Below are 25516 nucleotides of genomic sequence, written 5' to 3'. Positions count from 1 at the left end.
GTTTAATCCGTGAACGGGATGATAATTTCACCCGGTTTCACTTCGATTCCTTTGGCATATTTTTTCGCCAGCGCTTCGCCTTTGCTACTGTCTTCGCGCAGAATGTACGCCGGTTGCTGGTTAAAGTAATTGCGCAGCGACTGGTTCAGATAGGGCATTAGCGTTTGCAGCACCGACTGCATTTTTTCCGGCGTCACGGTGGCGTCCACCACTTCCATTTCCTGCAGGAAGATGGCCCCTTTTTCTTTATTAAAGACGGGCAGCGCTTTCAGTTTGAGCTTGATGGTCGCTTTCTGGCTGCCAAACAGGGAATTCATATCCAGATTGGCATCGCCGGTCAGCGTCACTTTGTTCGGCTCTTCACGGCCGATCTGGCTGGAGAGGTTGTTCAGGACGATATGCGCATCGGCGACGCCCGGGAGACCAATATCTTTGGCAAAGTTGTTACGCTTTTCGAGCGCCTGATTAATTTCTTGTTCGCTTACGGTGTACTGCGTGAGCTGATTACAGCCGGTCAACAGGCCGCCAACAATCAATGCGGCAGCAAAAAAAATCTTCTTCATGAGGGTCCTCTACATGATGCGGTCATCATAATCCCGACATAACGCAGCATGTGTTACCAGCGCGAACATCGCCAGTAGAAAAAACTGAAAATAGCGGTGGCCTGGGTCACCCTGCCACCGCCGGTGAACGTTAAATCGCCATAGATGATAACAGATTGACCTGCGTCTGTTTCGCCATATTGTCGCGATAGTCAGCAACGCGTGTCGGCCAGGTGATACCGGCTACCAGCGTCAGATTACGCAACAGGGGAAATAGCTGAATGTCATCTTCGGAAAGTTCACCGTTCACGCCATTAGGCTGCACAATGAGCTTATCGAGTGCGCGCAAATCATCACTGATTTTTTTGGTCAGGCCAGCGGAATGGGCAAGATGGTCGGCAAAACTGCCAATCATCGCCTCTTTCTTCTCAGTAAAGTATTTGCGTGCCGAAGGGGTGGCAAACTCATCAAACGCAGATTTTGCAAAACGCGGCAGCAGCAGGTGATTGGCGTAGCTGTTTACTTTGCGCAGCCACTCGTCAATGGCCGGGTTTTTCTTGCCGGTGAGCAGCGGTTTGCCATCCAGCTTATCGACGTAATGGACGATGTCCATGCTTTCCGGCAGATAACGACTGTCGTCTTTTTGCAGAATGGGCACCATTTTCTGACCAATCATTCGGGTCGGGGTTTCGTCATCATCATTGGCTAAGACATTCAGTTCGACGGGGATATTCTTGAGGCCGAAAATCATGCGGGCTTTGATGCAGAAAGGGCAGTGATCGTAAATATAAAGCTTCACGTTTCTCCTCCATTTGACTGTCAGTTCCCTTTCAGTATGGAGGAGACACGCGCAGGCATCAAATCAGGCGCCGGGTTCCAGCATGCCGCGCGGCGTGCGTTTGTGGCTGAATTGCCAGCCCAGCGCCAGGAAAGTAATGACGCCAATAATCCCCAACATCATCCACGGCAACTCCGGCTGCTGGAGCAGTTTCCCCATATCAAACAGCCAGCCTCCGCCGATATAACCAATTGCGCCACCAATGGCTAAGCCCAGGCGACTAAAGCCCATATAACTTCCGCGCGCACGCGCATCGGCCAGTGAAGCGCTGAGGGTCTCTCGGGCGGGTTCAGCAATAATCGAACCAATATAGAAGGTACAGATCAGCGTAAACAACTGCTGTAAGTCACTCACCAGTCCCACCGGTAACATACTCAGTGACATCAACAGTAAACCCGCCATCAGGCGATGCTCAAGACGAAAACGCTTCTCGCTCCAGCGTGCAATAGGATAGAGCAGCGTTAGTGAAAGGCATGCCTCAATGGCATACATCCATTTCACCGCGGCAGGCGAACCGGCAATGTCATTAACCATAATCGGCAGCATCAGCATCACCTGCACCGCCAGCATGTAATAACCCGCCAGCGTCAGCACGTAGGTGACGAAGCGTTTATCGCTGAGCACCCGACTCATTCCTTCCCGTACCGGAATACGCACGGTAGAGAGTTTCCACGCGGGCAGCAGCCAGGCGTTAAAGGCGGCGCAGAGCACGAACAATAGTGCCCCGGTTGCGCAAACCAGACGGAAGTCATACTGCAACAACCAACTGCCTAACAACGCGCCGATAACGGCCCCTGCGCTGTCCTGCATCATTAATATTGAGAAGAAGCGACCCCGCTGATGCGGGCGAATCAGCTTCACCACCAGCGCCGAGCGCGGTGGATCGAACAACGTCCCGCCGAGACCAGAGAGGAAACAGGAGAACCACAAAAGCCAGGGTTCATGGGCGATACCCATCGTGGCAAACCCGGCGGCGCGCATCAGCATGCCGGTGACGATCATTGGTTTTGCGCCAAAGCGATCGGCAATCGCGCCGCCAAAAATGCCCAGACCCTGTTGAATAAGCTGGCGCAGACCCAGCGCAATGCCGACCATCACGGCGGCCCAGCCCATTTGGTCGACGAAACGAATGGAGATCAGCGGGAACACGACGAAGAAGCCCAACACGACCAGCATATTATCGATGAGCAGGAAAGTTTTACCCAGGTTCCTGGCCTGCGAGACACGCGACATTTCCCCTCCCGGGAAACACTCGTCATTCTTCGGGTTGCGCGGAATTTGCGGCAATCGAATGATTGAGAGTAGACAGAGCGAAGTAACTTCTATTCTGCGGCTTCGCTGCCTTTTTGCCCACCCTCGCCGGGACAATATTTTTTTATCAAAAGTCCGTCTTGATAGAGAGTTTTCATCAAAATGCAGGAATAATTCAAAAAATGGCAAATTGCACTTTTCACAGGGTGGTTTTGCACAGGTATAGTAAGTCAATCAGGGTGTAACGGCGATTCGGGAAGGAGTAGGAATAAATATGTTTGGCTATCGCAGTAACGTGCCAAAAGTGCGCTTAACCACCGACCGTCTGGTCGTGCGTTTAGTGCATGAGCGTGATGCCTGGCGTCTGGCAGATTATTACGCGGAAAATCGTCATTTTTTGAAACCCTGGGAACCGATTCGTGATGAAAGCCACTGCTATCCCTCCGGCTGGCAGGCGCGGCTGAGCATGATTGCCGAATTTCATAAGCAAGGTTCCGCATTCTACTTTGCATTGTTAGATCCCGAGGAAAAAGAGGTCATTGGCGTGGCGAATTTTTCTAACGTGGTGCGGGGATCTTTCCATGCCTGTTATCTGGGCTATTCCATCGGGCAGAAATGGCAGGGGCAGGGGCTGATGTTTGAAGCGCTGAGCGCCGCCATTCGCTATATGCAACGCACGCAACATATTCATCGTATTATGGCCAACTACATGCCGCACAATAAACGCAGCGGCGATTTACTCGCGCGACTCGGCTTTGAAAAAGAAGGTTACGCGAAAGATTATCTGTTGATTGACGGGCAATGGCGCGACCACGTGCTGACGGCGTTAACGACATCAGAATGGACCGCAGGGCGGTGAGGATACCTTATGAAATATGAATTAACGGCCGCTGAAGCGCGCGTGATTGGCTGTCTGCTCGAAAAACAGGTCACGACGCCTGAGCAATATCCGCTCTCGGTTAATAGTGTCGTCACCGCCTGCAATCAGAAAACCAACCGTGAACCGGTAATGAATCTGTCGGAACATGAAGTGCAGGAGCAGCTCGACACGCTGGTGAAGCGTCATTTCCTGCGCACGGTCAGCGGTTTTGGCAACCGCGTCACTAAGTATGAACAGCGTTTTTGTAACTCAGAATTTGGCAATCTGAAGCTGAGCCCGGCGGAAGTCGCGCTGGTTACCACACTCTTACTGCGTGGCGCGCAGACGCCGGGCGAATTGCGCAGTCGGGCATCGCGGATGTATGAGTTCAGCGATATGGCCGAAGTGGAAGCAACGCTGGAACAACTGGCGAACCGCGACGATGGCCCTTACGTTGTCCGTCTGGCGCGTGAGCCGGGTAAACGTGAAAGCCGTTATATGCATCTGTTCTGTGGCGAGGTCGATGAACAGGCGATCGCTGCCGATGCGCCGCAGGCCGCCTCCGGGGATTTACAGGCTCGCGTCGAGGTACTTGAAAGCGAAGTCGCGGCACTCAAACAGCGCCTCGAATCGCTGCTGGAACATCTGGGAGAGTAACGTGACAACATTACGTATCGGGGTCGTCGGTCTTGGCGGCATCGCTCAGAAAGCCTGGCTCCCCGTGCTCGGCACCGGCAGTGACTGGACGTTACAGGCCGCCTGGTCGCCGTCGCGTGAAAAAGCGGAGAAAATCTGCGCAGCCTGGCGTATTCCGTATGCCGGTTCGCTGACGGACCTTGCCGCAGACTGCGACGCCGTGTTTGTCCACTCTAGCACGGCATCGCATTATGAGGTGGTCAGTGAGTTGCTCAATGCCGGCGTGCATGTTTGCGTTGATAAGCCGCTGGCGGAAAATTTGCGCGATGCCGAACGGCTGGTGGCGTTAGCGGCGAAGAAAAATCTGACGCTGATGGTCGGTTTCAATCGTCGCTTTGCACCATTGTATCGTGAGCTGAAGGCGGGTCTGGGGACAGCGACGTCTCTGCGGATGGATAAACACCGCGCCGACAGCGTGGGGCCTCAGGATCTGCGGTTTACGCTGCTGGATGATTATCTGCATGTGGTTGACACGGCGCTGTGGCTGGCAGGCGGCAACGCGCAGCTCAGCAGCGGGACGCTACTTACCAACGACGCGGGTGAGATGCTGTACGCAGAGCACCATTTCGCGACCAGTCAGCTGCAAATCACCACCAGTATGCATCGTCGGGCGGGGAGCCTGCGTGAATACGTGCAGGCGGTGACCGACGGCGGGCTGATTGATGTGACGGATATGCGCGAATGGCGTGAAGAGCGCGGGCAGGGCGTATTGCACAAACCGGTTCCTGGCTGGCAAACCACGCTTGAACAGCGTGGATTCGCCGGCTGCGCGCGCCATTTTGTGGAATGTATACAAAATCAGACGGTTCCGGAAACCGCGGGCGAGCAGGCGATCCTTGCCCAACGCGTGGTGGAAAAGCTCTGGCGCGAGGCAATGAGCGAATAATCCCCCGTAACATCTGGCGGTAGTAATTCACCGTAATCCAGGTAGACTAAGCGCCTCTTCCAACGCCTGCCTTGCAGGCGTTTTGCCGTAGGGTCTGGAATAAAAAAGCAATGAATCTATTAAAATCGCTGGCGGCCGTCAGCTCAATGACGATGTTTTCACGTGTTCTGGGTTTTGCACGTGATGCGATTGTCGCCAGAATCTTTGGTGCCGGGATGGCGACCGATGCCTTTTTTGTGGCATTCAAATTACCCAACCTGTTACGTCGCATTTTTGCGGAAGGGGCCTTTTCTCAGGCTTTTGTCCCTATTCTGGCTGAATATAAAAGTAAGCAAGGTGAGGACGCCACCCGTGTGTTTGTCGCTTATGTTTCGGGACTGCTGACGCTGGCGCTTGCTGTGGTCACCGTCGCCGGGATGCTGGCGGCCCCGTGGGTCATCATGGTGACTGCACCGGGTTTTGCCGATACCGCCGATAAATTCGCATTAACCACCCAACTGCTGCGCATCACCTTTCCGTACATCTTGCTGATCTCGCTGGCGTCGCTGGTCGGGGCGATCCTCAATACCTGGAACCGCTTCTCCATTCCGGCGTTTGCGCCCACGTTTTTGAACATCAGCATGATTGGCTTCGCGCTGTTTGCCGCGCCGTATTTTAATCCACCGGTGCTGGCGCTGGCATGGGCGGTCACCGTTGGCGGCGTGCTGCAACTGGTTTATCAGCTTCCGCATTTGAAAAAAATAGGCATGCTGGTGCTGCCGAGGGTTAACTTCCGTGATGCGGGCGCGATGCGCGTTGTAAAACAAATGGGCCCGGCGATCCTCGGGGTTTCCGTCAGTCAAATCTCACTGATCATCAACACTATTTTCGCCTCCTTCCTGGCGTCAGGTTCCGTTTCGTGGATGTACTACGCAGACCGTCTGATGGAGTTCCCGTCGGGCGTATTGGGCGTGGCGCTGGGGACCATCCTGCTGCCATCGCTGTCAAAAAGCTTCGCCAGCGGTAACCATGACGAATACTGCCGTCTGATGGACTGGGGGCTGCGTCTGTGCTTCCTGCTGGCGCTGCCGAGCGCGGTGGCGTTAGGGATCCTCTCCGGGCCGCTGACCGTTTCTCTGTTCCAGTACGGCAAATTCACGGCTTTTGATGCGTTAATGACGCAACGCGCACTGATTGCCTACTCTGTCGGGCTGATGGGGCTGATTGTGGTGAAAGTGCTGGCGCCAGGCTTCTATTCACGTCAGGACATCAAAACGCCGGTGAAGATCGCCATTGTGACGCTGATTATGACTCAGTTGATGAACCTCGCGTTCATTGGCCCCCTGAAGCACGCCGGGCTGTCGCTGTCGATTGGTCTTGCCGCCTGTTTGAACGCAGGGTTGCTGTACTGGCAACTGCGTAAGCAGAACATTTTCACCCCGCAACCGGGCTGGATGGGCTTTTTCATCCGTCTGGTGATCGCTGTGCTGGTGATGTCAGCCGTGCTGGTGGGGATGTTGCATATCATGCCGGAATGGTCGCTGGGGACGATGCCGTGGCGTCTGCTGCGTCTGATGGCGGTGGTTGTGGCCGGTATTGCGGCGTACTTTGCGGCGCTGGCGGTGATGGGCTTTAAAGTGAAAGAGTTTGCGCGCCGGACGGCATAATCATGTGGCCTGATGGCGTTTTGCTTATCAGGCCTGGTTTGTGCCGCAGGCCGGATAAGTCGCAACGCCGTCATCCGGCAATCATCAGATAGAGATTTTTTTCCCGCCACGAGAGGCCGAAGAGGGTTGACCGTTCGCACCGTACAGTGACGGTTCCTGATACGGCTTTAAAACCTCAAGCGCTTGTCGATTGCGCGCAATCTGATCTTCCAGCAACCAGCCGTTGTGCTGGTTCAGGTCGCGTAAGTGCTGCGTTTTATCGGTAATCGCTTTCCAGCGCTCGGCAACGTTATCGTTCGCGCTACGCTGCGGGTCCTGTTCCTGCCGGCGCTGTTGTTCCAGATAGTCCAGGGTCGCCAGCAGAGAACTTTTTTCTTCTGTAATACGCTGTAGCTGGCTTCCGTGAATGTGACCCATAGAAAGTTGCTGTTGTTCGGCGTCCATAACCGTTTTCAGGTCATTGAGGACCGCCGTCATCTGATCGAGTATTTCTGACAAGCGTGTCATACGGTCAGTTATCCCGGAGATAGCTCTGCGTCTCGCGGATCAGCGAGTCGGCGATTTTGCCAGTGTCCATCTTCAGCTCACCGTTACGAATAGCCGTTTTCAGCGCTTCAACGCGTTCCATGTTGATATCGCCTGCGCCTGGCTGCATCAGTTTTGCCTGAGCATCGCTTAACGTCACGCTGGTGCTGTTTGCCGTGGAGGCTTTTTCCTGACGCGCTTTGAGAACCGGCACATCCGTGGTTTCACGCGCCTGGACGGTGCTAACGGGCTTCAAGGGTGAAGTACGGTCAATGCTCATTTTATCATCCTCATCGAGGGGTTATGCTGTAGCGGCCAGCTATCATTGAATGTGTAATCACTATCGGCAGCCGCAACAGAATCTTTAACTCATTATAGGTTAATAAGAATATTCCCATCAGGATCGACAATACCGCTCACGATCTGACCCGATAACATTCTCACTCGTGCGTTCTGCGCTATCGCCGCATTGTTCAGTGCCTTACCTTCTGCATTGACGCTAAATCCCTCTCCGTTGGCAACGACCTGTACGCGTTGCCCGGCTTTAATGCGCCACGCCTGACGCAACATATTGAGCTGAATGGCCTGTCCTGGCGCGAGATCGCGCAGACTCACCGCGTCCTGAACCTGGCTGATATCCAGCACAGTACGAGGCGGGAGCTGATCAAGGCGTCCACGTTTTTGCGTGACGCTGGCTGGGCCAAGCGTCCCGCCACGGGAAACAGGCACGGCCGCGACGACGTAGTTTCCCGTCGCCTGCACGTTGACCTGCAGATAACGTTTTTCATTGGCGCAACGTGCCAGCACATTCACGTTCCCCCACAGTTTTGCCCCGGTCATGCTGAACGCTGGCGTTTCGCAATGTGGCAACAAATTGGGGGGAGTACGCACGGTCACGACCACATCGTCGCTGAATCCGGCCAGACGCTGAGCGAACCAGTCGTTCAGTTGCGCAGTTAAATCCTGAGCGAACGTCAGGGGGCTGACCAGTAGCGCCAGTATGGCTACTGCGTGTTTTAACGTTTGCATTGTCACCTCCCTTCGTTTTTGCAATGACAGGATTCTACCCGTGTGACGCCACCATCAACGCAACAAATAGCGACCCATTTTGCGTTTATTCCGGCGATAACGCGCGCGTAATGGGATTTAAGCTGTCGGCTGAATTTTGTTATCTGCGGAGGAGATATGCTCGATAAGCTCGACGCCGCCTTACGTTTTCAACAGGAAGCGCTGAATCTGCGCGCCCAACGGCAAGAGGTGTTGGCCGCCAACATTGCGAACGCCGATACGCCGGGGTATCAGGCGCGCGATATGGATTTTGCCAGTGAGTTAAAAAAAGTCATGGTGCGTGGACGCCAGGAAACCAGCAGTGTGTCGCTGGCCTTAACCTCCGCACAGCATATTCCCGCTCAGGCCATCACCGCACCGTCTACGGATCTGCTCTATCGCATTCCCGACCAGCCTTCGCTCGATGGTAATACCGTCGACATGGACCGGGAACGCACGCAGTTTGCGGATAACAGCCTGAAATACCAGATGAGCCTGACCGCATTGAGCGGGCAGATTAAAGGCATGATGAACGTGCTACAGGGAGGGAACTAATCCGTGGCGCTGCTGAATATTTTTGATATTGCCGGTTCGGCATTAACGGCGCAGTCCCAACGTCTGAACGTGGCAGCCAGTAACTTGGCCAACGCCGACAGCGTCACGGGACCGGATGGTCAACCGTATCGCGCGAAGCAGGTGGTTTTCCAGGTGGATGCCGCACCGGGTGCGGTAACCGGCGGCGTCAAAGTGTCTGACGTCATTGAGAGCCAGGCGCCGGACAAACTGGTCTATGAGCCGGGTAATCCACTGGCCGATGCCAATGGCTACGTGAAGATGCCTAACGTCGATGTGGTCGGTGAGATGGTTAATACCATGTCAGCTTCCCGCAGCTATCAGGCGAACGTCGAAGTTCTCAACACCGTTAAAAGCATGATGCTTAAGACGCTGACACTGGGCCAGTAAAAGGAGACAGCCATGTCTATTGCGGTAAACGTTAACGATCCGACAAATACCGGTGTGAAAAGCGCCAGCAACGGGAGTTCCCTGTCGGGGAGCAATGCGGCCGATCTGCAAAGCAGTTTTCTGACGCTGCTGGTGGCGCAACTGAAAAACCAGGACCCGACCAACCCGATGCAAAACAACGAACTGACGACGCAGCTTGCGCAGATCAGCACTGTTAGCGGTATTGAGAAACTTAATACAACCCTCGGGTCGATTTCCGGGCAGATCGACAGCAGCCAGTCATTACAGGCCAGTGCGCTGATTGGCCATGGCGTGATGATCCCGGGTACTACCGTTCTGGCGGGCAAGGGCACCGAAGAGGGCGCCACGACCACGACGACACCGTTCGGCGTCGAGCTGCAACAGCCGGCAGACAAAGTCACCGCGACCATTACTGACAAAGAAGGCAATGTGGTGCGCACGATTGATATTGGCGCGCTGAAGGCCGGTGTTCACACCTTTACCTGGGACGGCACCCTGACGGATGGCACCACGGCGGCGAACGGCTCGTATAACGTGGCGATTCACGCCAGCAACGGCGCGACGCAACTGGTGGCGCAACCCTTGCAGTTTGCGCTGGTGCAAGGGGTGATTCGCAGCAATGGCGGTAACACCCTGGATCTGGGCACTTATGGAACCACCACCCTCGACGAAGTACGGCAAATCATCTAAGCCTTCACACTAATCAGGAGTCATCATGGCTTTTTCTCAAGCGGTTAGCGGCCTGAATGCCGCCGCCACCAATCTCGATGTCATTGGTAACAACATCGCCAACTCCGCGACCTATGGTTTTAAATCCGGTACGGCGTCTTTTGCGGATATGTTTGCCGGTTCAAAAGTCGGTCTGGGCGTAAAAGTCGCGGGCATCACTCAGGACTTTACCGATGGCACGACCACCAACACTGGTCGCGGTCTGGATGTCGCTATCAGCCAGAACGGTTTCTTCCGTCTGGTTGACAGCAACGGCTCGGTTTTCTACAGCCGCAACGGCCAGTTCAAACTCGATGAAAACCGTAACCTGGTCAACATGCAGGGCATGCAACTGACCGGCTATCCGGCAACCGGCACACCGCCGACCATCCAGCAAGGGGCGAATCCGGGTCCGATCACCATCCCGAATACCCTGATGGGGGCGAAAAGCACCGACACGGCGGCGATGCAGATCAACCTGAACTCGACGGACAAAATTCCGGCGAACACGCCTTTCAAACCAACCGATGCTGACAGCTACAACAAACGCGCACCCGTGACGGTGTTCGACAGCCAGGGTAACCAACATGACATCAACCTGTTTTACGTTAAAACGGGTGATAACACATGGGATATCTGGACGCAGGATTCCAGCGTCGCCAACTCGCCGCTGGTAAAGTCCGCACAGATGACATTCGACAAGAACGGCGGTCTGGATAACGTAAAGGAATATACTGAAGTTGCGCCTGTCCCTCCCGCCACCGAACCAACCTGGACGCTTGGCGCGGCGAATGCCACACCGTCATTCTCCATTACCACCGGTACAGTCAACGGCGCGGTTCCTGCGACCTTCACCCTCAGCCTGCAAAACTCCATGCAGCAGAACACCGGGACTAACGCCGTTATCGCCACTACGCAAAACGGTTACAAGCCGGGCGATTTGGTCAGCTATCAGATTAATGACGATGGCACCGTGGTCGGTAACTACTCCAACGAACAGAAACAGGTGCTGGGGCAGATCGTGCTGGCGAACTTTGCCAATAACGAGGGTCTGGCTTCTCAGGGCGATAACGTCTGGGCCGCTACCCAGGCGTCCGGTGTGGAACTGCTGGGAACGGCGGGGACCGGTAACTTCGGTAAGTTGACTAACGGCGCGCTGGAGTCTTCGAACGTGGATCTGAGTAAGGAACTGGTGAACATGATCGTCGCCCAGCGTAATTATCAGTCGAACGCGCAGACCATCAAGACCCAGGACCAGATCCTCAACACGCTGGTTAACCTGCGCTAAGCGCCTGACAGGATAACGTAATGGATCACGCAATCTATACCGCGATGGGCGCGGCCAGTCAGACGCTGAACCAACAGGCAGTGACGGCCAGCAACCTGGCCAACGCCTCGACGCCGGGATTCCGCGCGCAGCTTAATGCGCTGCGTGCCGTTCCCGTCGAAGGGCTGTCATTGCCGACGCGTACGCTGGTCACGGCCTCCACGCCGGGGGCGGACATGACGCCTGGCCAGATGGATTACACCTCGCGTCCGCTGGACGTGGCGTTACAGCAGGATGGCTGGCTGGCGGTACAGACCGCGAACGGCAGCGAAGGGTATACCCGTAACGGCAGCATTCAGGTGGATCCGACCGGACAGTTGACCATCCAGGGGCACCCGGTGATTGGTGAAGCCGGGCCGATTGCGGTGCCGGAAGGGTCGGAAATCACCATCGCGGCGGACGGCACCATCTCAGCGCTGAATCCTGGCGATCCGGCGAATACCATCGCGCCGGTGGGACGTCTGAAGCTGGTGAAGGCCGAAGGGAATGAAGTGCAGCGTGGCGACGACGGAATGTTTCGTCTGACCGCCGCCGCACAGGCCACCCGTGGCCCGGTGCTACAGCCTGACCCGACCATCCGCGTGATGTCGGGGGTGCTGGAGGGCAGCAACGTCAACGCCGTGTCCGCGATGAGCGACATGATCGCCAGCGCCCGCCGTTTTGAAATGCAGATGAAGGTTATCAGCAGCGTGGATGATAACGCTGGCCGCGCTAACCAACTGCTGTCGATGACTTAATACAGGACACTTTATGATCAGTTCATTATGGATCGCCAAAACCGGCCTGGACGCGCAACAAACCAACATGGATGTGATTGCCAACAACCTGGCAAACGTCAGCACCAATGGTTTTAAGCGTCAGCGCGCGGTGTTTGAAGATCTGCTTTACCAGACCATTCGTCAGCCTGGCGCTCAGTCTTCTGAGCAGACCACGCTGCCGTCCGGTCTGCAAATCGGTACCGGCGTGCGCCCGGTGGCGACCGAGCGTCTGCACAGCCAGGGCAACCTGTCGCAAACCAACAACAGTAAAGATGTCGCCATCAAAGGACAGGGATTCTTCCAGGTTCTGCTGCCGGATGGCACCTCCGCGTATACCCGCGATGGCTCATTCCAGGTCGACCAGAATGGTCAACTGGTGACAGCCGGCGGCTTCCAGGTTCAGCCGGCGATAACCATTCCGGCGAACGCGCTGAGCATCACTATTGGCCGTGACGGCGTGGTGAGCGTGACCCAGCAGGGACAGGCGGCGCCCGTTCAGGTGGGCCAGCTTAATCTGACCACCTTTATGAATGACACCGGTCTGGAGAGCATCGGCGAAAACCTGTACACCGAAACCCAGTCTTCCGGCGCGCCGAATGAGAGCACACCGGGTCTGAATGGAGCCGGTCTGTTGTACCAGGGCTATGTCGAGACCTCCAACGTCAACGTCGCCGAAGAACTGGTCAATATGATTCAGGTTCAACGTGCTTACGAAATCAACAGCAAAGCGGTCTCAACGACCGACCAGATGCTGCAAAAACTGACGCAACTTTAAGGCGTTGTCCGGTGAGGCTTGTGTCTCACCGGCACCCTGATTCAGAAGATAAAGGCAATGCAAAAAAACGCTGCGCACACTTACCCGATCATGGCCCTGCTGGTGGTTTCACTGTCAGGATGTGCCTGGATACCTTCCACTCCGCTCGTCCAGGGCGCGACCACGGCGCAGCCGATTCCTGGCCCGACGCCGGTGGCAAATGGTTCGATTTTTCAGTCCGCGCAGCCCATCAACTATGGCTATCAGCCACTGTTTGAAGACCGTCGTCCGCGCAACATTGGCGATACGCTGACCATCGTGCTGCAGGAAAACGTCAGCGCCAGCAAAAGCTCTTCCGCCAACGCCAGTCGAGATGGCAAAACTAACTTTGGTTTCGATACCGTCCCGCGTTATCTGCAAGGTTTATTCGGCAATGCGCGGGCGGACGTCGAGGCTTCTGGCGGCAACACCTTTAACGGTAAGGGCGGGGCGAATGCCAGCAATACCTTTAGCGGCACGCTGACCGTGACCGTCGATCAGGTGCTGGTCAATGGCAATTTACATGTTGTGGGTGAAAAACAGATTGCCATCAACCAGGGCACCGAGTTCATCCGCTTCTCCGGGGTTGTGAATCCGCGCACTATCAGCGGCAGCAACTCCGTTCCGTCTACGCAGGTGGCGGATGCACGTATTGAATATGTCGGTAACGGCTACATCAACGAAGCGCAAAATATGGGCTGGCTCCAGCGTTTCTTCCTTAACTTGTCGCCGATGTAAGCGAGGTCTTCCATGTTGAAATCTGTTATTGGACTGGTTCTGGTCCTCGCCGCCACGCTGGCTCATGCCGATCGCATCCGCGATCTGACCAGCGTGCAGGGTGTCCGTGAAAACTCCTTAATCGGCTACGGCCTGGTAGTGGGGCTGGACGGGACGGGTGACCAGACCACCCAGACGCCGTTTACCACGCAAACGCTCAATAACATGCTCTCGCAGCTCGGGATCACCGTGCCGACCGGGACGAATATGCAGTTGAAAAACGTCGCGGCGGTCATGGTAACCGCCTCCTTCCCGGCGTTTGGTCGCCAGGGGCAGACCATTGACGTAGTGGTGTCTTCGCTGGGGAACGCGAAAAGTCTGCGCGGCGGTACGCTGCTGATGACGCCGCTAAAAGGGGTTGATAGTCAGGTATATGCGCTGGCGCAGGGCAACATTTTAGTTGGCGGCGCCGGGGCGTCTGCGGGCGGCAGCAGCGTACAGGTGAACCAGCTTAATGGCGGGCGGATCACCAACGGGGCGACAATTGAGCGTGAATTGCCCAGTCAGTTCGGTGCGGGTAACACGCTGAACCTGCAATTGAATAATGAAGATTTCACCATGGCGCAGCAGATTGCTGACACCATCAACCGCTCGCGCGGCTTCGGCAGCGCCACCGCACTGGATGCGCGCACGATTCAGGTTCGCGTACCGAGCGGCAACAGCTCACAGGTGCGCTTCCTGGCGGATATTCAGAACATGGAAGTGAACGTGACGCCGCAGGATGCGAAAGTGGTGATCAACTCGCGTACCGGTTCGGTGGTGATGAACCGCGAAGTGACGCTGGATAGCTGTGCCGTGGCGCAGGGGAATCTCTCGGTTACCGTGAATCGTCAGGCTAATGTCAGCCAGCCGGATACGCCGTTTGGCGGCGGACAGACGGTGGTGACACCACAAACGCAGATCGATCTGCGTCAGAGCGGCGGTTCGCTGCAAAGCGTTCGCTCCAGCGCCAATCTGAACAACGTGGTGCGTGCGTTGAATGCGCTGGGCGCCACGCCGATGGATCTGATGTCTATTCTGCAATCCATGCAGAGCGCGGGCTGCTTGCGCGCCAAACTGGAAATCATCTGATGATAAGCGACAGCAAACTGATGGCCAGCGCCGCCTGGGATGCGCAATCGCTGAATGAATTGAAGGCGAAAGCCGGTCAGGATCCGGCGGCGAATATCCGCCCGGTGGCCCGTCAGGTGGAAGGCATGTTCGTCCAGATGATGCTGAAAAGCATGCGTGAAGCCCTGCCAAAAGATGGCGTCTTCAGCAGCGATCAGACGCGTCTGTATACCAGCATGTATGACCAGCAGATTGCGCAGCAGATGACCGCCGGGAACGGGCTGGGGCTGGCGGAAATGATGGTCAAACAGATGACGCAGGGACAGGCGCAGCCTACGGAAGAAACGCCGCAGGTGCCGATGAAGTTCCCGCTGGAAACGGTGACCAGCTACCAGAACCAGGCGCTGACACAACTGGTGCGTAAAGCAATGCCGAAAACGCCGGAAAGCAATGATGAACCGCTCTCCGGCGACAGCAAAGACTTCCTGGCGCAACTGTCATTACCGGCCCGTCTGGCCAGTGAGCAGAGCGGCGTGCCGCATCACCTGATTCTGGCGCAGGCGGCGCTGGAGTCTGGCTGGGGGCAACGTCAGATTCGCCGGGAAAACGGCGAGCCGAGTTTCAACCTGTTTGGCGTGAAGGCTTCTGCTAACTGGAAAGGGCCGGTGACGGAAATCACCACGACTGAATATGAAAACGGCGAAGCGAAGAAAGTGAAGGCCAAATTCCGTGTGTACAGCTCGTATCTCGAAGCGCTGTCGGATTACGTCGGTCTGCTGACCCGTAATCCACGCTACGCGGCGGTGACCACGGCGGTTACCGCAGAACAGGGCGCACAGGCGTTGCAGAGCGCCGGCTATGCCACCGACCCGAACTATGCGCGTAAATTGACCAGCATGATCCAACAGCTGAAGTCGATGAGCGAGAAGGTGAGCAACGCCTACAACACGAATCTCGACAATCTCTTCTAAATGCCTCAAGTCCCGTGACCTGCTGCCGATAATAATTTGTAACTGAAGGATTAAAAGGAACCTCCATGTCCAGCTTGATTAATAACGCCATGAGCGGGCTGAGCGCGGCTCAGGCGGCGCTGAATACTGCCAGTAACAACATTTCCAGCTATAACGTTGCGGGTTATACCCGTCAGACGACGATTATGGCGCAAGCCAATAGTACGCTGGGTGCCGGCGGTTGGGTGGGCAATGGTGTCTATGTTTCCGGTGTACAGCGCGAATATGATTCGTTCATCACCAATCAACTGCGCGCGGCGCAGAACCAGAGCAGCGGGCTGACCACCCGTTATGAGCAGATGTCCAAAATCGACAACCTGCTGGCCAGCAAAACCAGCTCTGTCTCCGTATCCATGCAGGATTTTTTCACCAGCCTGCAAACGCTGGTAAGTAATGCCGAAGACCCGGCGGCACGCCAGACGTTGATTGGTAAAGCCAATGGACTGGTTAACCAGTTTAAAACGACCGACCAGTATCTGCGCGATCAGGACAAACAGGTCAATATCGCGATCGGCTCCAGCGTCGATCAGATCAACAACTACAGTAAGCAGATTGCCAGTCTGAACGACCAGATCTCCCGTCTGACCGGCGTGGGGGCAGGGGCATCGCCGAATGACCTGCTGGATCAGCGTGACCAGTTAGTCAGTGAGCTGAATAAAATTGTCGGCGTGGAAGTCAGCGTACAGGACGGCGGCACCTATAACATCACGATGGCGAACGGCTATTCACTGGTGCAGGGAAGTAATGCCCGTCAGTTAGCGGCGGTACAGTCGCAGTCCGATCCTTCACGAATCACCGTTGCCTATGTCGATTCCATCGCGGGTAATATCGAAATTCCGGAAAAACTGATCACGACCGGTTCGCTCGGCGGTCTGCTGACCTTCCGTTCTCAGGATCTGGATCAGACGCGCAATACGCTGGGACAACTGGCGCTGGCGTTCGCCGACGCGTTTAACCAGCAGCACCGCGAGGGGTACGATGCAAACGGCAAAAATAATGTCGATTTCTTTAGCATCGGCGACCCGGCAGTGTATGGAAATAGCAAGAATACCGGCAGCATCAGCGCGAACGTTAAGACTGCTTCTGAAGTTCAGGCGACTGACTATAAAATGGTCTATGACGGTGCGAAATGGCAGGTGACGCGTCTTGCGGATAACACCTCTTTTGAAGTCACCGAGAGCGCGGGCAAACTGACCTTTGATGGCCTTGAGATTACCGTTGATACCGCTGCCGATAAAAATGACAGCTTCATCGTCAAGCCGGTCAGCGACGCCATCATCAATATGGGCGTTCTGGTGACCAACGAGTCGCAAATTGCGATGGCGAAGGACGCAACGGCGGGTGAAAGCGATAACCGTAACGGTCAGGCGCTGCTGGATTTGCAAAAGGACAGCACAACGGTAGGTGGTTCAAAATCGTTTAACGACGCCTACGCCACGCTGGTCAGCAACGTGGGCAGTAAAACGGCAACGCTGAAAACCAGCAGCACCACCCAGGGCAACGTGGTGACGCAGTTGAGCAATCAGCAACAGTCTATTTCCGGCGTCAACCTCGACGAAGAGTACGGCAACCTGCAACGCTTCCAACAGTATTACCTGGCCAATGCCCAGGTGTTGCAAACCGCCAACTCGCTGTTTGATGCACTGCTGAGTATTCGCTAAGGGAGCAGGAAACGATGCGTATCAGTACCCAAATGATGTACCAGCAGAACATGCGCGGTATCACCAATTCCCAGGCGGAATGGATGAAATACGGTGAGCAGATGTCGACGGGGAAGCGGGTAATCAATCCGTCTGACGATCCCATCGCCGCATCCCAGGCCGTGGTGTTGTCACAGGCGCAGTCGGAAAACAGCCAGTTCGCCCTGGCGAGGACTTTTGCCACGCAGAAGGTTTCGCTGGAAGAGAACGTGTTAAACCAGGTGACGACGGCGATACAAAGCGCGCAGGAAAAAATCGTCAGCGCCGGTAACGGAACGCTGAGTGACGATGACCGCGCCTCGCTGGCGACGGACTTACAGGGTATCCGCGATCAGCTGATGAACCTGGCAAACAGTACTGACGGTAACGGTCGCTATATTTTTGCCGGTTATAAAACGGAAACGGCTCCGTTTGCTCAGGCTGACGGTACCTACAACGGCGGTACGGAGAACATCACTCAGCAGGTGGATGCCTCCCGTTCGATGACCATCGGCCACACCGGCAACAAAATTTTCGACAAGATCACCAGTAATGCGGTTCCGGAACCGAACAACGGGACGTCCGAAACCAACCTGTTCAGAATGCTGGACTCGGCGATTGACTCGCTGAAATCGCCGGTAGGTGATGATCAAACGCTGAAAGAACAGGCAAAAGCGGTGATTGATAAAACCAACCGCGGTCTGAAAAACTCGCTCAATAATGTACTGAGCGTGCGTGCGGAACTGGGGACGCAACTGAAGGAACTGGAGAGTCTGGACTCGCTGGGCACCGATCGCGCACTAGGACAAACGCAGCAGATGAGTAATCTGGTGGATGTGGACTGGAACGCGGCGATATCGTCGTACGTCATGCAGCAGGCGGCGCTTCAGGCATCCTATAAGGCCTTCACCGATATGCAGGGGATGTCGCTGTTCCAGCTCAACCGCTAATACCGATTTGAAACATATCATGAAACTGGGTATGTTTTGTCTGCCCGCTCCAGCTCACCCCGGAGCGGGCATTTTTTTCCGTTCAGACTCGCACCCGCTGATGGGCCGATGAGCGTTTTCCCGCCAGTCTGATGACCAGCGCAATGGCACCACTCAGCGTCGCCAGCGTGACCACGCCCTGCCAGTTTGCCAGTGCATAGGCCTGACTACCGAGCACCGACCCAAGCGCCATGCCAATAAAAATGACGCTGAACAGCAGCGCGTTCAGGCGCCCCCGGGCCTGCGGTTCCAGGCGATAGACCAGGTTCTGATGCGCCACCAGGCTCGATTGCAGCCCCAGATCAAATCCGACGGCGGAGAGCGCAATCAGCACCCACTGACCGTGTACGGACAGGGCGGGTAACAGGAACATCAGCGCAAAAGAAACCGTCACCAGCAACGCCCCCAGTTGCGTCACTTTTTCTGCTCCTGTCTTATCTGCCAGATGACCGGCCAACGGCGCGGCCAGCGCTCCGGCAGCCCCGGCGAGACCAAATGCCCCCGCGGCGGCGCTCCCCATCTGATAGTTTTCTGCCAGCATCACGGCCAGCGTCGACCAGAACGCACTGAACGCGATGGACAGAAAACCTTGCGCCAGGGCGGCACGCCGCAGTGCCGGATAGCGACGCCATATCTGTGCCAGGCTTACCATCAGCGCGGGATAACGCAGCGCGGAATGGACGGCAAACGGGGGCAGAACTTTCCACAGCAGCGCGCCAACCAGCACGATGCTGAGCGCCGCGAGTTGATACATTTCGCGCCAGCCAAAGGCTTCACCCACCAGTCCACTGACGGTGCGTGACAGCAAAATGCCCAACAGCAGGCCGGTCATCACCGTCCCGACCGTTTTCCCCTGCTTGCCTTCTGGCGCGAGAATGGCCGCCGCCGGGACAATATCCTGCGCCATTGTCGCGGCCATCCCCAGTAGCAGACTTACCGCCAGCAGAGAATGTACCTGCCCGGTGATGCTACAGGCCAGCAACAGCAGGGCAAGTGCCGCGCTTTTTGCCAGAATAAGCGTTCGCCGATCATAGCGGTCACCGAGCGGCAATAAAAACAGGATCCCCAACGCATAGCCAGCCTGCGTTAAGGTGGGGACCAGCCCCATACTGGTAAGGCTAAGTGCCAAATCAGTGCCCATTAATGGCAACAGCGGTTGTGCATAATAGATAGCGGCAACGCTAAAGCCCGCGCCCAGAGCCAGAATAAAGATGAGCCAACGAGACGGTGTGTTCATTTAAAAATCCTCAATCACAGGTGTGAGGCTATTTTTCGCTGAACGGCAGTGGTCTGGTAGCCAGTGAAGTGGTAAAACTGTTATACGTAACGCGTATGAGCATCCTGAAAATGATAAAAAACGAGCGTATAGACAGAGTGGAACTGATGCGAACGTTTGTGCGTATCGTAGAAGCGGGTTCGTTGTCGGCCGCCGCCCGTCAGCTAAATACCACTCAGGCGACAATCAGCCGACGATTGCAGTCGCTGGAGACGATGCTCGGGGTAAAACTGATATTACGTACCACGCACGCCATGAAACTGACGGACGACGGTGAGCGCGGGTATCAGCATGCCAAACAGGTTATTGATGCTTGGCTGACGCTGGAAGACGCTCTCAACGTGACGGAGGATGAGCCTGTCGGAACGCTGCGGGTAAGGGCGCCACATGCTTTTGGTCAACAACAACTGCTCACGCCGTTACTGAGCTTTTTAGCTCGCTATCCCAGTCTGTCAGTAGAGTGGATGCTCAATGATAAGACGGTTGATTTTCTTAGTGACAACATCGACTGCGCAATCCGCGTCGGCGCAGAGATTGATCCGGCGACGGTTTCTGTTCTTTTAGCGGAAGTGCCACGTAGCGTGGTGGCGACGCCTGCGCTACTGGCGCAGTTTGCTACTATCACTGTGCCAGAACAGCTTTCGTCACTGCCCTGGATTGCGGTCAACACGTTCTACCAACACACTGTCTCGCTAACCCGCCGCGATAGTCGCGAACCGGTGACCTTTCCGATTACACCGCGGTTAAGTACCGATAGTATTTACGTAGCGCGCAATGCGGCGCTGGCGGGGTTAGGCGTGGTGGTGGTATCAAGCTGGACGGTGACCGAAGACATCGCGCAAGGGAGGCTGGTCGAGTTAGTCCCTGACTGGCAGGCTGCGCCTTTACCGGTACATCTGGTCTATCCGTGGGCGCGTTATTATCCCACTCGCCTGCGTAAATTTCTGGAATTGATGAAAAAGGTGATGCCGGAACTGGCGGGTATGCGGCGACCCGAAGGGGAATAAAAAAAGCCGACCCTGAGGTCGGCTTTTTGGCGCTCTCGATTTTACTCGACAGACTGAGGGCGTGTCGGGCCTGCAGACGCGTGGTGCGTTGCGCTGTGACCACCAGCAGCTCCTTTGCCATCAAAGTCAAAAGCAGGGCGCTGCCAGTCACTGTGGCGCGGCGCTTCCGGTACGTATTCCGGCGCGGGGGCGCGGGTCATCGGTGCCGCTGCATGGCTGTGTTCAGCAACAGGCTCTGCCGCTGACGGTGCTGCGGTTTCTGCGACCGGCGCAACCTTAACGGGCTCCGCGACTGGCGTCGGCGCTGTTGGCGCTTCAACGACCACTGGCGCTTCAACGGGTTCTGCAATGACTTCAGGCTCAACGGCGACAGGTTCAGCCGCAACCACGTCAGGCTCTGCAGTCACTGTTTCAGGCTCTACTGCAACCACGTCAGGTGTTTCTTCAACGACCGGAGCGGTTTCCTGCGCGTCAGCGACAGGTTCTGCCTGAGAGGCAACCTCTTCAGCGACCGGCACATCGGCGTCGGCAATCACCTGCGGCTGTTCAACCACCGGGGCGGCAATCACTTCCGGATGCGTCGTTTCAACTACCGCTTCAGCCTGAACCGGTGCTTCTGCTACCGTTTCAACGACGGTTTCAACGGCTGGTTCGACTGTGGCAACGGTTTCAACGGCGGCTGCCGCGGTTTGCGGTTCGCTCACGACAGGCTGTGCCTGTACCTGTTCGATCTCCTGTGCTTCTGGCTGCGCATCCTGAGAACGGGCTACCGGGTAGCGGATCCACACTTTGCCGGACGCCATTTCTGGCGAGGCGCAGGCGACTGTCAGCGGCATCGGCGACTGCAGCGGGTAACGTTCGTCACGATAACGACGACGACGCTGGCCACTCACACGCAGATGACGTGGGGATCGACGGGAACGACGCGGCATGCCGGCGTTATCACGTGCTTCACCATTGTCGTCCTGCTCCGGGGCTGCTTCTGTCACGACAGGCAGTGGCACTTTCACCAGTTCAGTGCTTTGCGCTGGCGCAGTCTGTGCTGCAACCGGTGCGACAACGCTCTCTTCTGCGGTGGCGGTTTCGACCTCTTCCACTTCCGATGCTTTGTCGTTATAACGAACTTTCTGGTTCAGCTGGCGCTGTTTACGGCGCGGCTGAGGCTGACGAACGCGCTCTTCCTGCTCGGTCTCCGGCGTTTGCTGCTCATCAAGATTCAGCGCTTTCACTTCCTGCTGAGCCTGACGTTTGTCTTCGCTGCGACGGCGGTTACGTTCACGACGCGGCTGTTGCTGCTCGTCACCAGACTTCGCTTTATCCGCTACGTCGCTCGATTGCTGACGGTTATCACGGTTTTCGGCATTCTGCTGCGCGTTGCGGCGGTTACGACGGTTCTCATCGCGGTTATCACCGTTCTCAGAACGCTCGCCACGGTTATCGCGGTTGTCACGACGTTCGCTGCGATCGTTACGGTCACGGCGGTTGTTCTGACGTTTACGGCGATCCTGCTGGCGCTCCGGCTTTTCCGCGGCTTTCGGCGCAGGCTGCTCGGCAGGTTTCACTTCTTCACTACCGCTGAACAGCGATTTCAGCGCACCAAAGAAACGGCTCAACAGACCCGGCTCCGCAGGAGCGGCTGGCGCTGCTACCGCTTTCGGCGCAGCGGCTTTCACTGGCGGTTCGGCAGGCGTCGGCGCAGGCGGAACTTCTGGCATCGCGAAGGTGGCAAGGGCCGGTTGTTCAGGGAGTTTACGCTCGGCGAACTCTTCCTCAGACGGTAACGCCATCGCTTCTTCATGCAGCTTCGGCAGCATGTAGCTTAGGGTTGGGGTTTCTTCACCTTTACGTACGCGCAGCACCGAGTAGTGCGGTGTTTCCATCTGATCGTTTGGCACGATCACACAACGTACGCCGTCCTGACGGGTTTCAATGGCGTTGACTGCCGTACGTTTTTCGTTGAGCAGATACGAGGCGATTGGCACAGGGACAATCGCATGGACTTCCTTCGTATTCTCTTTCAGCGCCTCTTCTTCAATCAGACGCAGAATAGACAGGGACAGCGATTCGTTATCACGTACGGTGCCGGTGCCGCTACAGCGCGGGCAGACGTGATGGCTGGACTCGCCCAGCGACGGACTCAGACGCTGACGGGACATCTCCAGCAGGCCGAAGCGTGAAATATGGCTGATCTGGATACGCGCACGATCCTGACGAACCGCTTCACGCAGACGATTTTCCACCGCACGCTGATGGCGCACCGGGGTCATATCGATGAAGTCGATAACGATCAGGCCGCCGAGGTCGCGCAGGCGCAACTGACGGGCGATTTCATCGGCCGCTTCCAGGTTAGTGTTAAACGCCGTTTCTTCGATATCACCGCCGCGGGTGGCGCGAGCGGAGTTGATGTCGATGGCGGTTAACGCTTCAGTACTGTCAATAACGATGGAGCCGCCGGACGGCAGACGCACTTCACGCTGGAAGGCAGATTCAATCTGCGACTCGATTTGATAGTGGCTAAACAGCGGGATTTCACCGGTGTAGAGCTTGATTTTGCTGCTGAAATCCGGACGACCTAACGCCGCGATATGCTGGCGCGCCAGTTCAAGCACTTTCGGGTTATCAATGAGGATTTCACCGATATCCTGACGCAGATAGTCGCGGAAGGCGCGAACAATCACGTTGCTCTCCTGGTGGATCAGGAACGGAGCAGGGCGGCTTTCAGCGGCTTTCTGAATGGCTTCCCAGTGTTTCAGACGGAAGCTTAAGTCCCACTGCAGCGCTTCGGCAGATTTGCCTACGCCTGCGGTGCGCACGATAAGGCCCATGCCATCAGGCAGTTCAAGGCTTGCCAGCGCTTCTTTTAATTCAGTACGGTCATCACCTTCGATGCGACGAGAGATGCCACCCGCACGCGGGTTGTTTGGCATCAGAACCAGATAGCTGCCCGCCAGACTGATAAAAGTGGTCAGCGCGGCGCCTTTATTGCCGCGTTCTTCTTTATCAATCTGCACAATGACTTCCTGGCCTTCACGCAGTACATCTTTGATGTTGGGGCGACCATGAGCGTTGTAATTGGCGGGGAAATATTCGCGGGCAATTTCTTTTAACGGGAGGAAACCGTGACGTTCAGCGCCGTAATCAACAAAAGCGGCTTCGAGACTCGGTTCAATACGGGTAATTTTGCCTTTATAGATGTTCGCTTTTTTCTGCTCATGTCCAGGACTTTCAATATCCAGGTCGTACAGACGCTGCCCATCTACAAGGGCAACACGCAACTCTTCCTGCTGAGTTGCGTTGATTAACATTCTTTTCATCGTAACTTACTCATTATTCTTACATTGACGACTAAGCTGCGGGCAGAGTATTGCCTTTCCGGGTGTGAACCGATGGCCTCGTGTCTATTCGCGTCGCCAACCTCACGGTTATCGTCAGCTCAAAGAGGCGCAGAGTGTCGGTTGCCTGCATTTCATACGGAAACGCAGCGCAATTATCAGGGGAACCGCCTGGGTATTACTCTCCAGAGAAGATCCGATCTACCGGTAAGGACTGCAACCCGCAGCCCGCTAACTGTCTGAAAGATCAATACGTCTTACGCCATTGCTGCGTGGATGATCGTTCGGACAAAATGGGTCTTTCCGTAAAATTCCTTGTTTTAACAAGATTCAGCACGGAAGCGGTGACATTATTCCACTGCTAACCTCGTTATAGCAAGATGACTTTTACCATTTATCACCCGCTTACTCACAGTTTTTTCACTTATGCGCGGTGATTGGTTTAATAACCACCAAATCAGGCATGAAGCTCGTGAGTGACGACGGATAAAGATAAATATAAGCATAGAAAAATGAGTGGCGCTAATCCTTATGGCTATTTAGAATCGGCCCCCATGAAAACAGAGACTCCATCCGTAAGAATTGTTGCTATTACTGCTGACGAAGCGGGGCAACGCATCGATAATTTTTTGCGCACTCAGCTTAAAGGCGTGCCGAAAAGTATGATTTATCGCATTTTGCGTAAAGGCGAAGTGCGGGTGAATAAAAAACGTATCAAACCCGAATACAAGCTGGAAGCGGGTGATGAAGTGCGTATTCCGCCCGTTCGCGTGGCGGAACGTGAAGAAGAGGCCGTTTCGCCGCATCTGCAGAAAGTGGCGGCGCTGGCGGACGTTATCCTTTATGAAGACGACCATATCCTGGTGCTGAATAAGCCGTCGGGGACGGCTGTGCATGGCGGCAGTGGGTTAAGTTTTGGCGTGATCGAAGGGTTACGTGCATTGCGGCCGGAAGCGCGTTTTCTTGAACTGGTGCATCGCCTTGACCGCGATACCTCGGGCGTGTTGCTGGTGGCGAAAAAGCGCTCGGCGCTGCGTTCTCTGCATGAGCAACTGCGCGAGAAGGGAATGCAGAAAGATTATCTCGCCCTGGTTCGCGGGCAGTGGCAGTCGCATGTCAAAACGGTGCAGGCACCGTTATTAAAGAACATTCTGCAAAGCGGTGAGCGTATTGTACGGGTGAATCAGGAAGGTAAACCGTCGGAAACGCGTTTTAAGGTGGAAGAACGTTACGCGTTCGCCACGCTGGTCCGCTGTAGTCCGGTGACAGGCCGCACGCATCAGATCCGTGTCCATACCCAGTATGCGGGGCATCCTATTGCTTTTGACGATCGCTATGGCGACCGCGAGTTCGATAAGCAACTGGCGGGAACCGGGCTTTCGCGTTTGTTCCTGCATGCAGCCGCTCTGAAATTTACCCATCCGGGTACGGGTGATGTACTGCGCATTGAAGCGCCGATGGACGATCAACTGAAGCGCTGTTTGCAGAGGCTACGTAAGCCGGCCTGATTGCCGCGAACGCAGCTTATCAGGCCTA

At 55.8% G+C, this 25516-nt stretch carries 25 protein-coding genes; 17 read left to right on the top strand and 8 right to left on the bottom strand.

Features of this window, described 5'->3' with window-relative positions; translation table 11 throughout:
• Positions 1-2 precede the first annotated feature (2 nt).
• The 3 genes from QNN88_RS07520 to mdtH all read right to left on the bottom strand — a co-directional run bounded on the left by QNN88_RS07520 (position 3) and on the right by mdtH (position 2613).
• A complete protein-coding gene (locus QNN88_RS07520) occupies positions 3-563 on the bottom strand; it encodes a lipoprotein (protein WP_414239654.1) in 561 nt (186 codons plus the stop codon).
• Between the two features lie 130 nt (positions 564-693).
• Entirely contained in the window at positions 694-1341 is a 648-nt protein-coding gene (grxB, locus tag QNN88_RS07515; protein WP_414239653.1) for a glutaredoxin 2, read from the bottom strand.
• A 63-nt stretch (positions 1342-1404) separates the two neighbouring features.
• On the bottom strand, positions 1405-2613 hold the full coding sequence (gene mdtH, locus QNN88_RS07510) for a multidrug efflux MFS transporter MdtH (protein WP_414239652.1): 1209 nt from the start codon (positions 2611-2613) through the stop codon (positions 1405-1407).
• Between the two features lie 292 nt (positions 2614-2905).
• On the opposite strand from mdtH, the gene rimJ reads away from it, so the two are divergent.
• From rimJ to murJ, 4 genes are all read left to right on the top strand, one after another.
• Positions 2906-3490 carry a ribosomal protein S5-alanine N-acetyltransferase gene (rimJ, locus tag QNN88_RS07505; RefSeq protein ID WP_414239651.1) on the top strand — a complete coding sequence of 195 codons (585 nt, stop codon included), beginning with the start codon at positions 2906-2908 and terminating at the stop codon, positions 3488-3490.
• Positions 3491-3499: 9 nt separating this feature from the next.
• Positions 3500-4147 carry a YceH family protein gene (locus tag QNN88_RS07500; protein WP_414239650.1) on the top strand — a complete coding sequence of 216 codons (648 nt, stop codon included), beginning with the start codon at positions 3500-3502 and terminating at the stop codon, positions 4145-4147.
• A gap of 1 nt (position 4148) precedes the next feature.
• Positions 4149-5072, top strand: a complete 924-nt coding sequence (locus QNN88_RS07495) for a Gfo/Idh/MocA family protein (protein WP_414239649.1) — start codon at positions 4149-4151, stop codon at positions 5070-5072.
• 110 nt (positions 5073-5182) lie between these two features.
• Complete coding sequence (gene murJ / locus QNN88_RS07490; RefSeq protein ID WP_414239648.1) at positions 5183-6718, top strand: murein biosynthesis integral membrane protein MurJ; 1536 nt, start codon at positions 5183-5185, stop codon at positions 6716-6718.
• A gap of 84 nt (positions 6719-6802) precedes the next feature.
• On the opposite strand, the gene flgN is transcribed toward murJ, so the two are convergent.
• From flgN to flgA, 3 genes are all read right to left on the bottom strand, one after another.
• Complete coding sequence (gene flgN, locus QNN88_RS07485; protein ID WP_414239647.1) at positions 6803-7225, bottom strand: flagella biosynthesis chaperone FlgN; 423 nt, start codon at positions 7223-7225, stop codon at positions 6803-6805.
• A 4-nt stretch (positions 7226-7229) separates the two neighbouring features.
• Positions 7230-7523, bottom strand: a complete 294-nt coding sequence (gene flgM / locus QNN88_RS07480) for a flagellar biosynthesis anti-sigma factor FlgM (RefSeq protein ID WP_414239646.1) — start codon at positions 7521-7523, stop codon at positions 7230-7232.
• A 92-nt stretch (positions 7524-7615) separates the two neighbouring features.
• The gene (flgA, locus tag QNN88_RS07475; protein ID WP_414239645.1) at positions 7616-8272 is read right to left on the bottom strand and encodes a flagellar basal body P-ring formation chaperone FlgA; all 657 of its coding nucleotides are present in this window, start codon (positions 8270-8272) and stop codon (positions 7616-7618) included.
• A gap of 156 nt (positions 8273-8428) precedes the next feature.
• Between flgA and flgB the strand changes: the two genes are divergently transcribed.
• The 11 genes from flgB (at position 8429) to flgL (ending at position 18326) form a co-directional block, all read left to right on the top strand.
• A complete protein-coding gene (flgB, locus tag QNN88_RS07470) occupies positions 8429-8845 on the top strand; it encodes a flagellar basal body rod protein FlgB (RefSeq protein ID WP_414239644.1) in 417 nt (138 codons plus the stop codon).
• 3 nt (positions 8846-8848) lie between these two features.
• Positions 8849-9253, top strand: coding sequence for a flagellar basal body rod protein FlgC (flgC, locus tag QNN88_RS07465; protein ID WP_414239643.1), 405 nt, complete (start codon positions 8849-8851; stop codon positions 9251-9253).
• A gap of 12 nt (positions 9254-9265) precedes the next feature.
• Complete coding sequence (gene flgD / locus QNN88_RS07460) at positions 9266-9964, top strand: flagellar hook assembly protein FlgD (protein WP_414239642.1); 699 nt, start codon at positions 9266-9268, stop codon at positions 9962-9964.
• Positions 9965-9989: 25 nt separating this feature from the next.
• Positions 9990-11270 carry a flagellar hook protein FlgE gene (flgE, locus tag QNN88_RS07455; protein ID WP_414239641.1) on the top strand — a complete coding sequence of 427 codons (1281 nt, stop codon included), beginning with the start codon at positions 9990-9992 and terminating at the stop codon, positions 11268-11270.
• Between the two features lie 20 nt (positions 11271-11290).
• Positions 11291-12046: a flagellar basal-body rod protein FlgF gene (gene flgF, locus QNN88_RS07450; RefSeq protein WP_414239640.1), complete on the top strand. Its 756-nt coding sequence runs from the start codon at positions 11291-11293 to the stop codon at positions 12044-12046.
• Between the two features lie 13 nt (positions 12047-12059).
• Complete coding sequence (gene flgG, locus QNN88_RS07445; RefSeq protein WP_042319653.1) at positions 12060-12842, top strand: flagellar basal-body rod protein FlgG; 783 nt, start codon at positions 12060-12062, stop codon at positions 12840-12842.
• A 57-nt stretch (positions 12843-12899) separates the two neighbouring features.
• On the top strand, positions 12900-13598 hold the full coding sequence (gene flgH / locus QNN88_RS07440; RefSeq protein WP_414239639.1) for a flagellar basal body L-ring protein FlgH: 699 nt from the start codon (positions 12900-12902) through the stop codon (positions 13596-13598).
• Between the two features lie 12 nt (positions 13599-13610).
• A complete protein-coding gene (locus tag QNN88_RS07435; protein ID WP_414239638.1) occupies positions 13611-14708 on the top strand; it encodes a flagellar basal body P-ring protein FlgI in 1098 nt (365 codons plus the stop codon).
• Entirely contained in the window at positions 14708-15658 is a 951-nt protein-coding gene (flgJ, locus tag QNN88_RS07430; RefSeq protein WP_414239637.1) for a flagellar assembly peptidoglycan hydrolase FlgJ, read from the top strand. Before QNN88_RS07435 ends, flgJ begins: the two co-directional genes overlap by 1 nt.
• Before the next feature lie 65 nt (positions 15659-15723).
• Positions 15724-17358 carry a flagellar hook-associated protein FlgK gene (flgK, locus tag QNN88_RS07425; RefSeq protein WP_414239636.1) on the top strand — a complete coding sequence of 545 codons (1635 nt, stop codon included), beginning with the start codon at positions 15724-15726 and terminating at the stop codon, positions 17356-17358.
• A gap of 14 nt (positions 17359-17372) precedes the next feature.
• Positions 17373-18326: a flagellar hook-associated protein FlgL gene (gene flgL / locus QNN88_RS07420; RefSeq protein ID WP_414239635.1), complete on the top strand. Its 954-nt coding sequence runs from the start codon at positions 17373-17375 to the stop codon at positions 18324-18326.
• 82 nt (positions 18327-18408) lie between these two features.
• Here the strand turns inward: flgL and QNN88_RS07415 are convergent, their stop codons facing one another.
• Positions 18409-19602, bottom strand: coding sequence for an MFS transporter (locus tag QNN88_RS07415; RefSeq protein WP_414239634.1), 1194 nt, complete (start codon positions 19600-19602; stop codon positions 18409-18411).
• A 110-nt stretch (positions 19603-19712) separates the two neighbouring features.
• On the opposite strand from QNN88_RS07415, the gene QNN88_RS07410 reads away from it, so the two are divergent.
• Positions 19713-20648 carry a LysR family transcriptional regulator gene (locus QNN88_RS07410; RefSeq protein ID WP_414239633.1) on the top strand — a complete coding sequence of 312 codons (936 nt, stop codon included), beginning with the start codon at positions 19713-19715 and terminating at the stop codon, positions 20646-20648.
• 41 nt (positions 20649-20689) lie between these two features.
• On the opposite strand, the gene rne is transcribed toward QNN88_RS07410, so the two are convergent.
• Positions 20690-23962, bottom strand: coding sequence for a ribonuclease E (rne, locus tag QNN88_RS07405; protein WP_414239632.1), 3273 nt, complete (start codon positions 23960-23962; stop codon positions 20690-20692).
• 572 nt (positions 23963-24534) lie between these two features.
• On the opposite strand from rne, the gene rluC reads away from it, so the two are divergent.
• The gene (gene rluC / locus QNN88_RS07400) at positions 24535-25488 is read left to right on the top strand and encodes a 23S rRNA pseudouridine(955/2504/2580) synthase RluC (RefSeq protein ID WP_414239631.1); all 954 of its coding nucleotides are present in this window, start codon (positions 24535-24537) and stop codon (positions 25486-25488) included.
• The last annotated feature ends 28 nt before the right edge of the window (positions 25489-25516 follow it).

The sequence above is a fragment of the Citrobacter sp. ANG330 genome (assembly GCF_047467925.1).
Taxonomy (GTDB): domain Bacteria; phylum Pseudomonadota; class Gammaproteobacteria; order Enterobacterales; family Enterobacteriaceae; genus Citrobacter_A; species Citrobacter_A amalonaticus_G.
The sequence above is the reverse complement of the archived record's forward strand: the minus strand, read 5'-3'. Positions and strand labels throughout refer to the sequence as shown.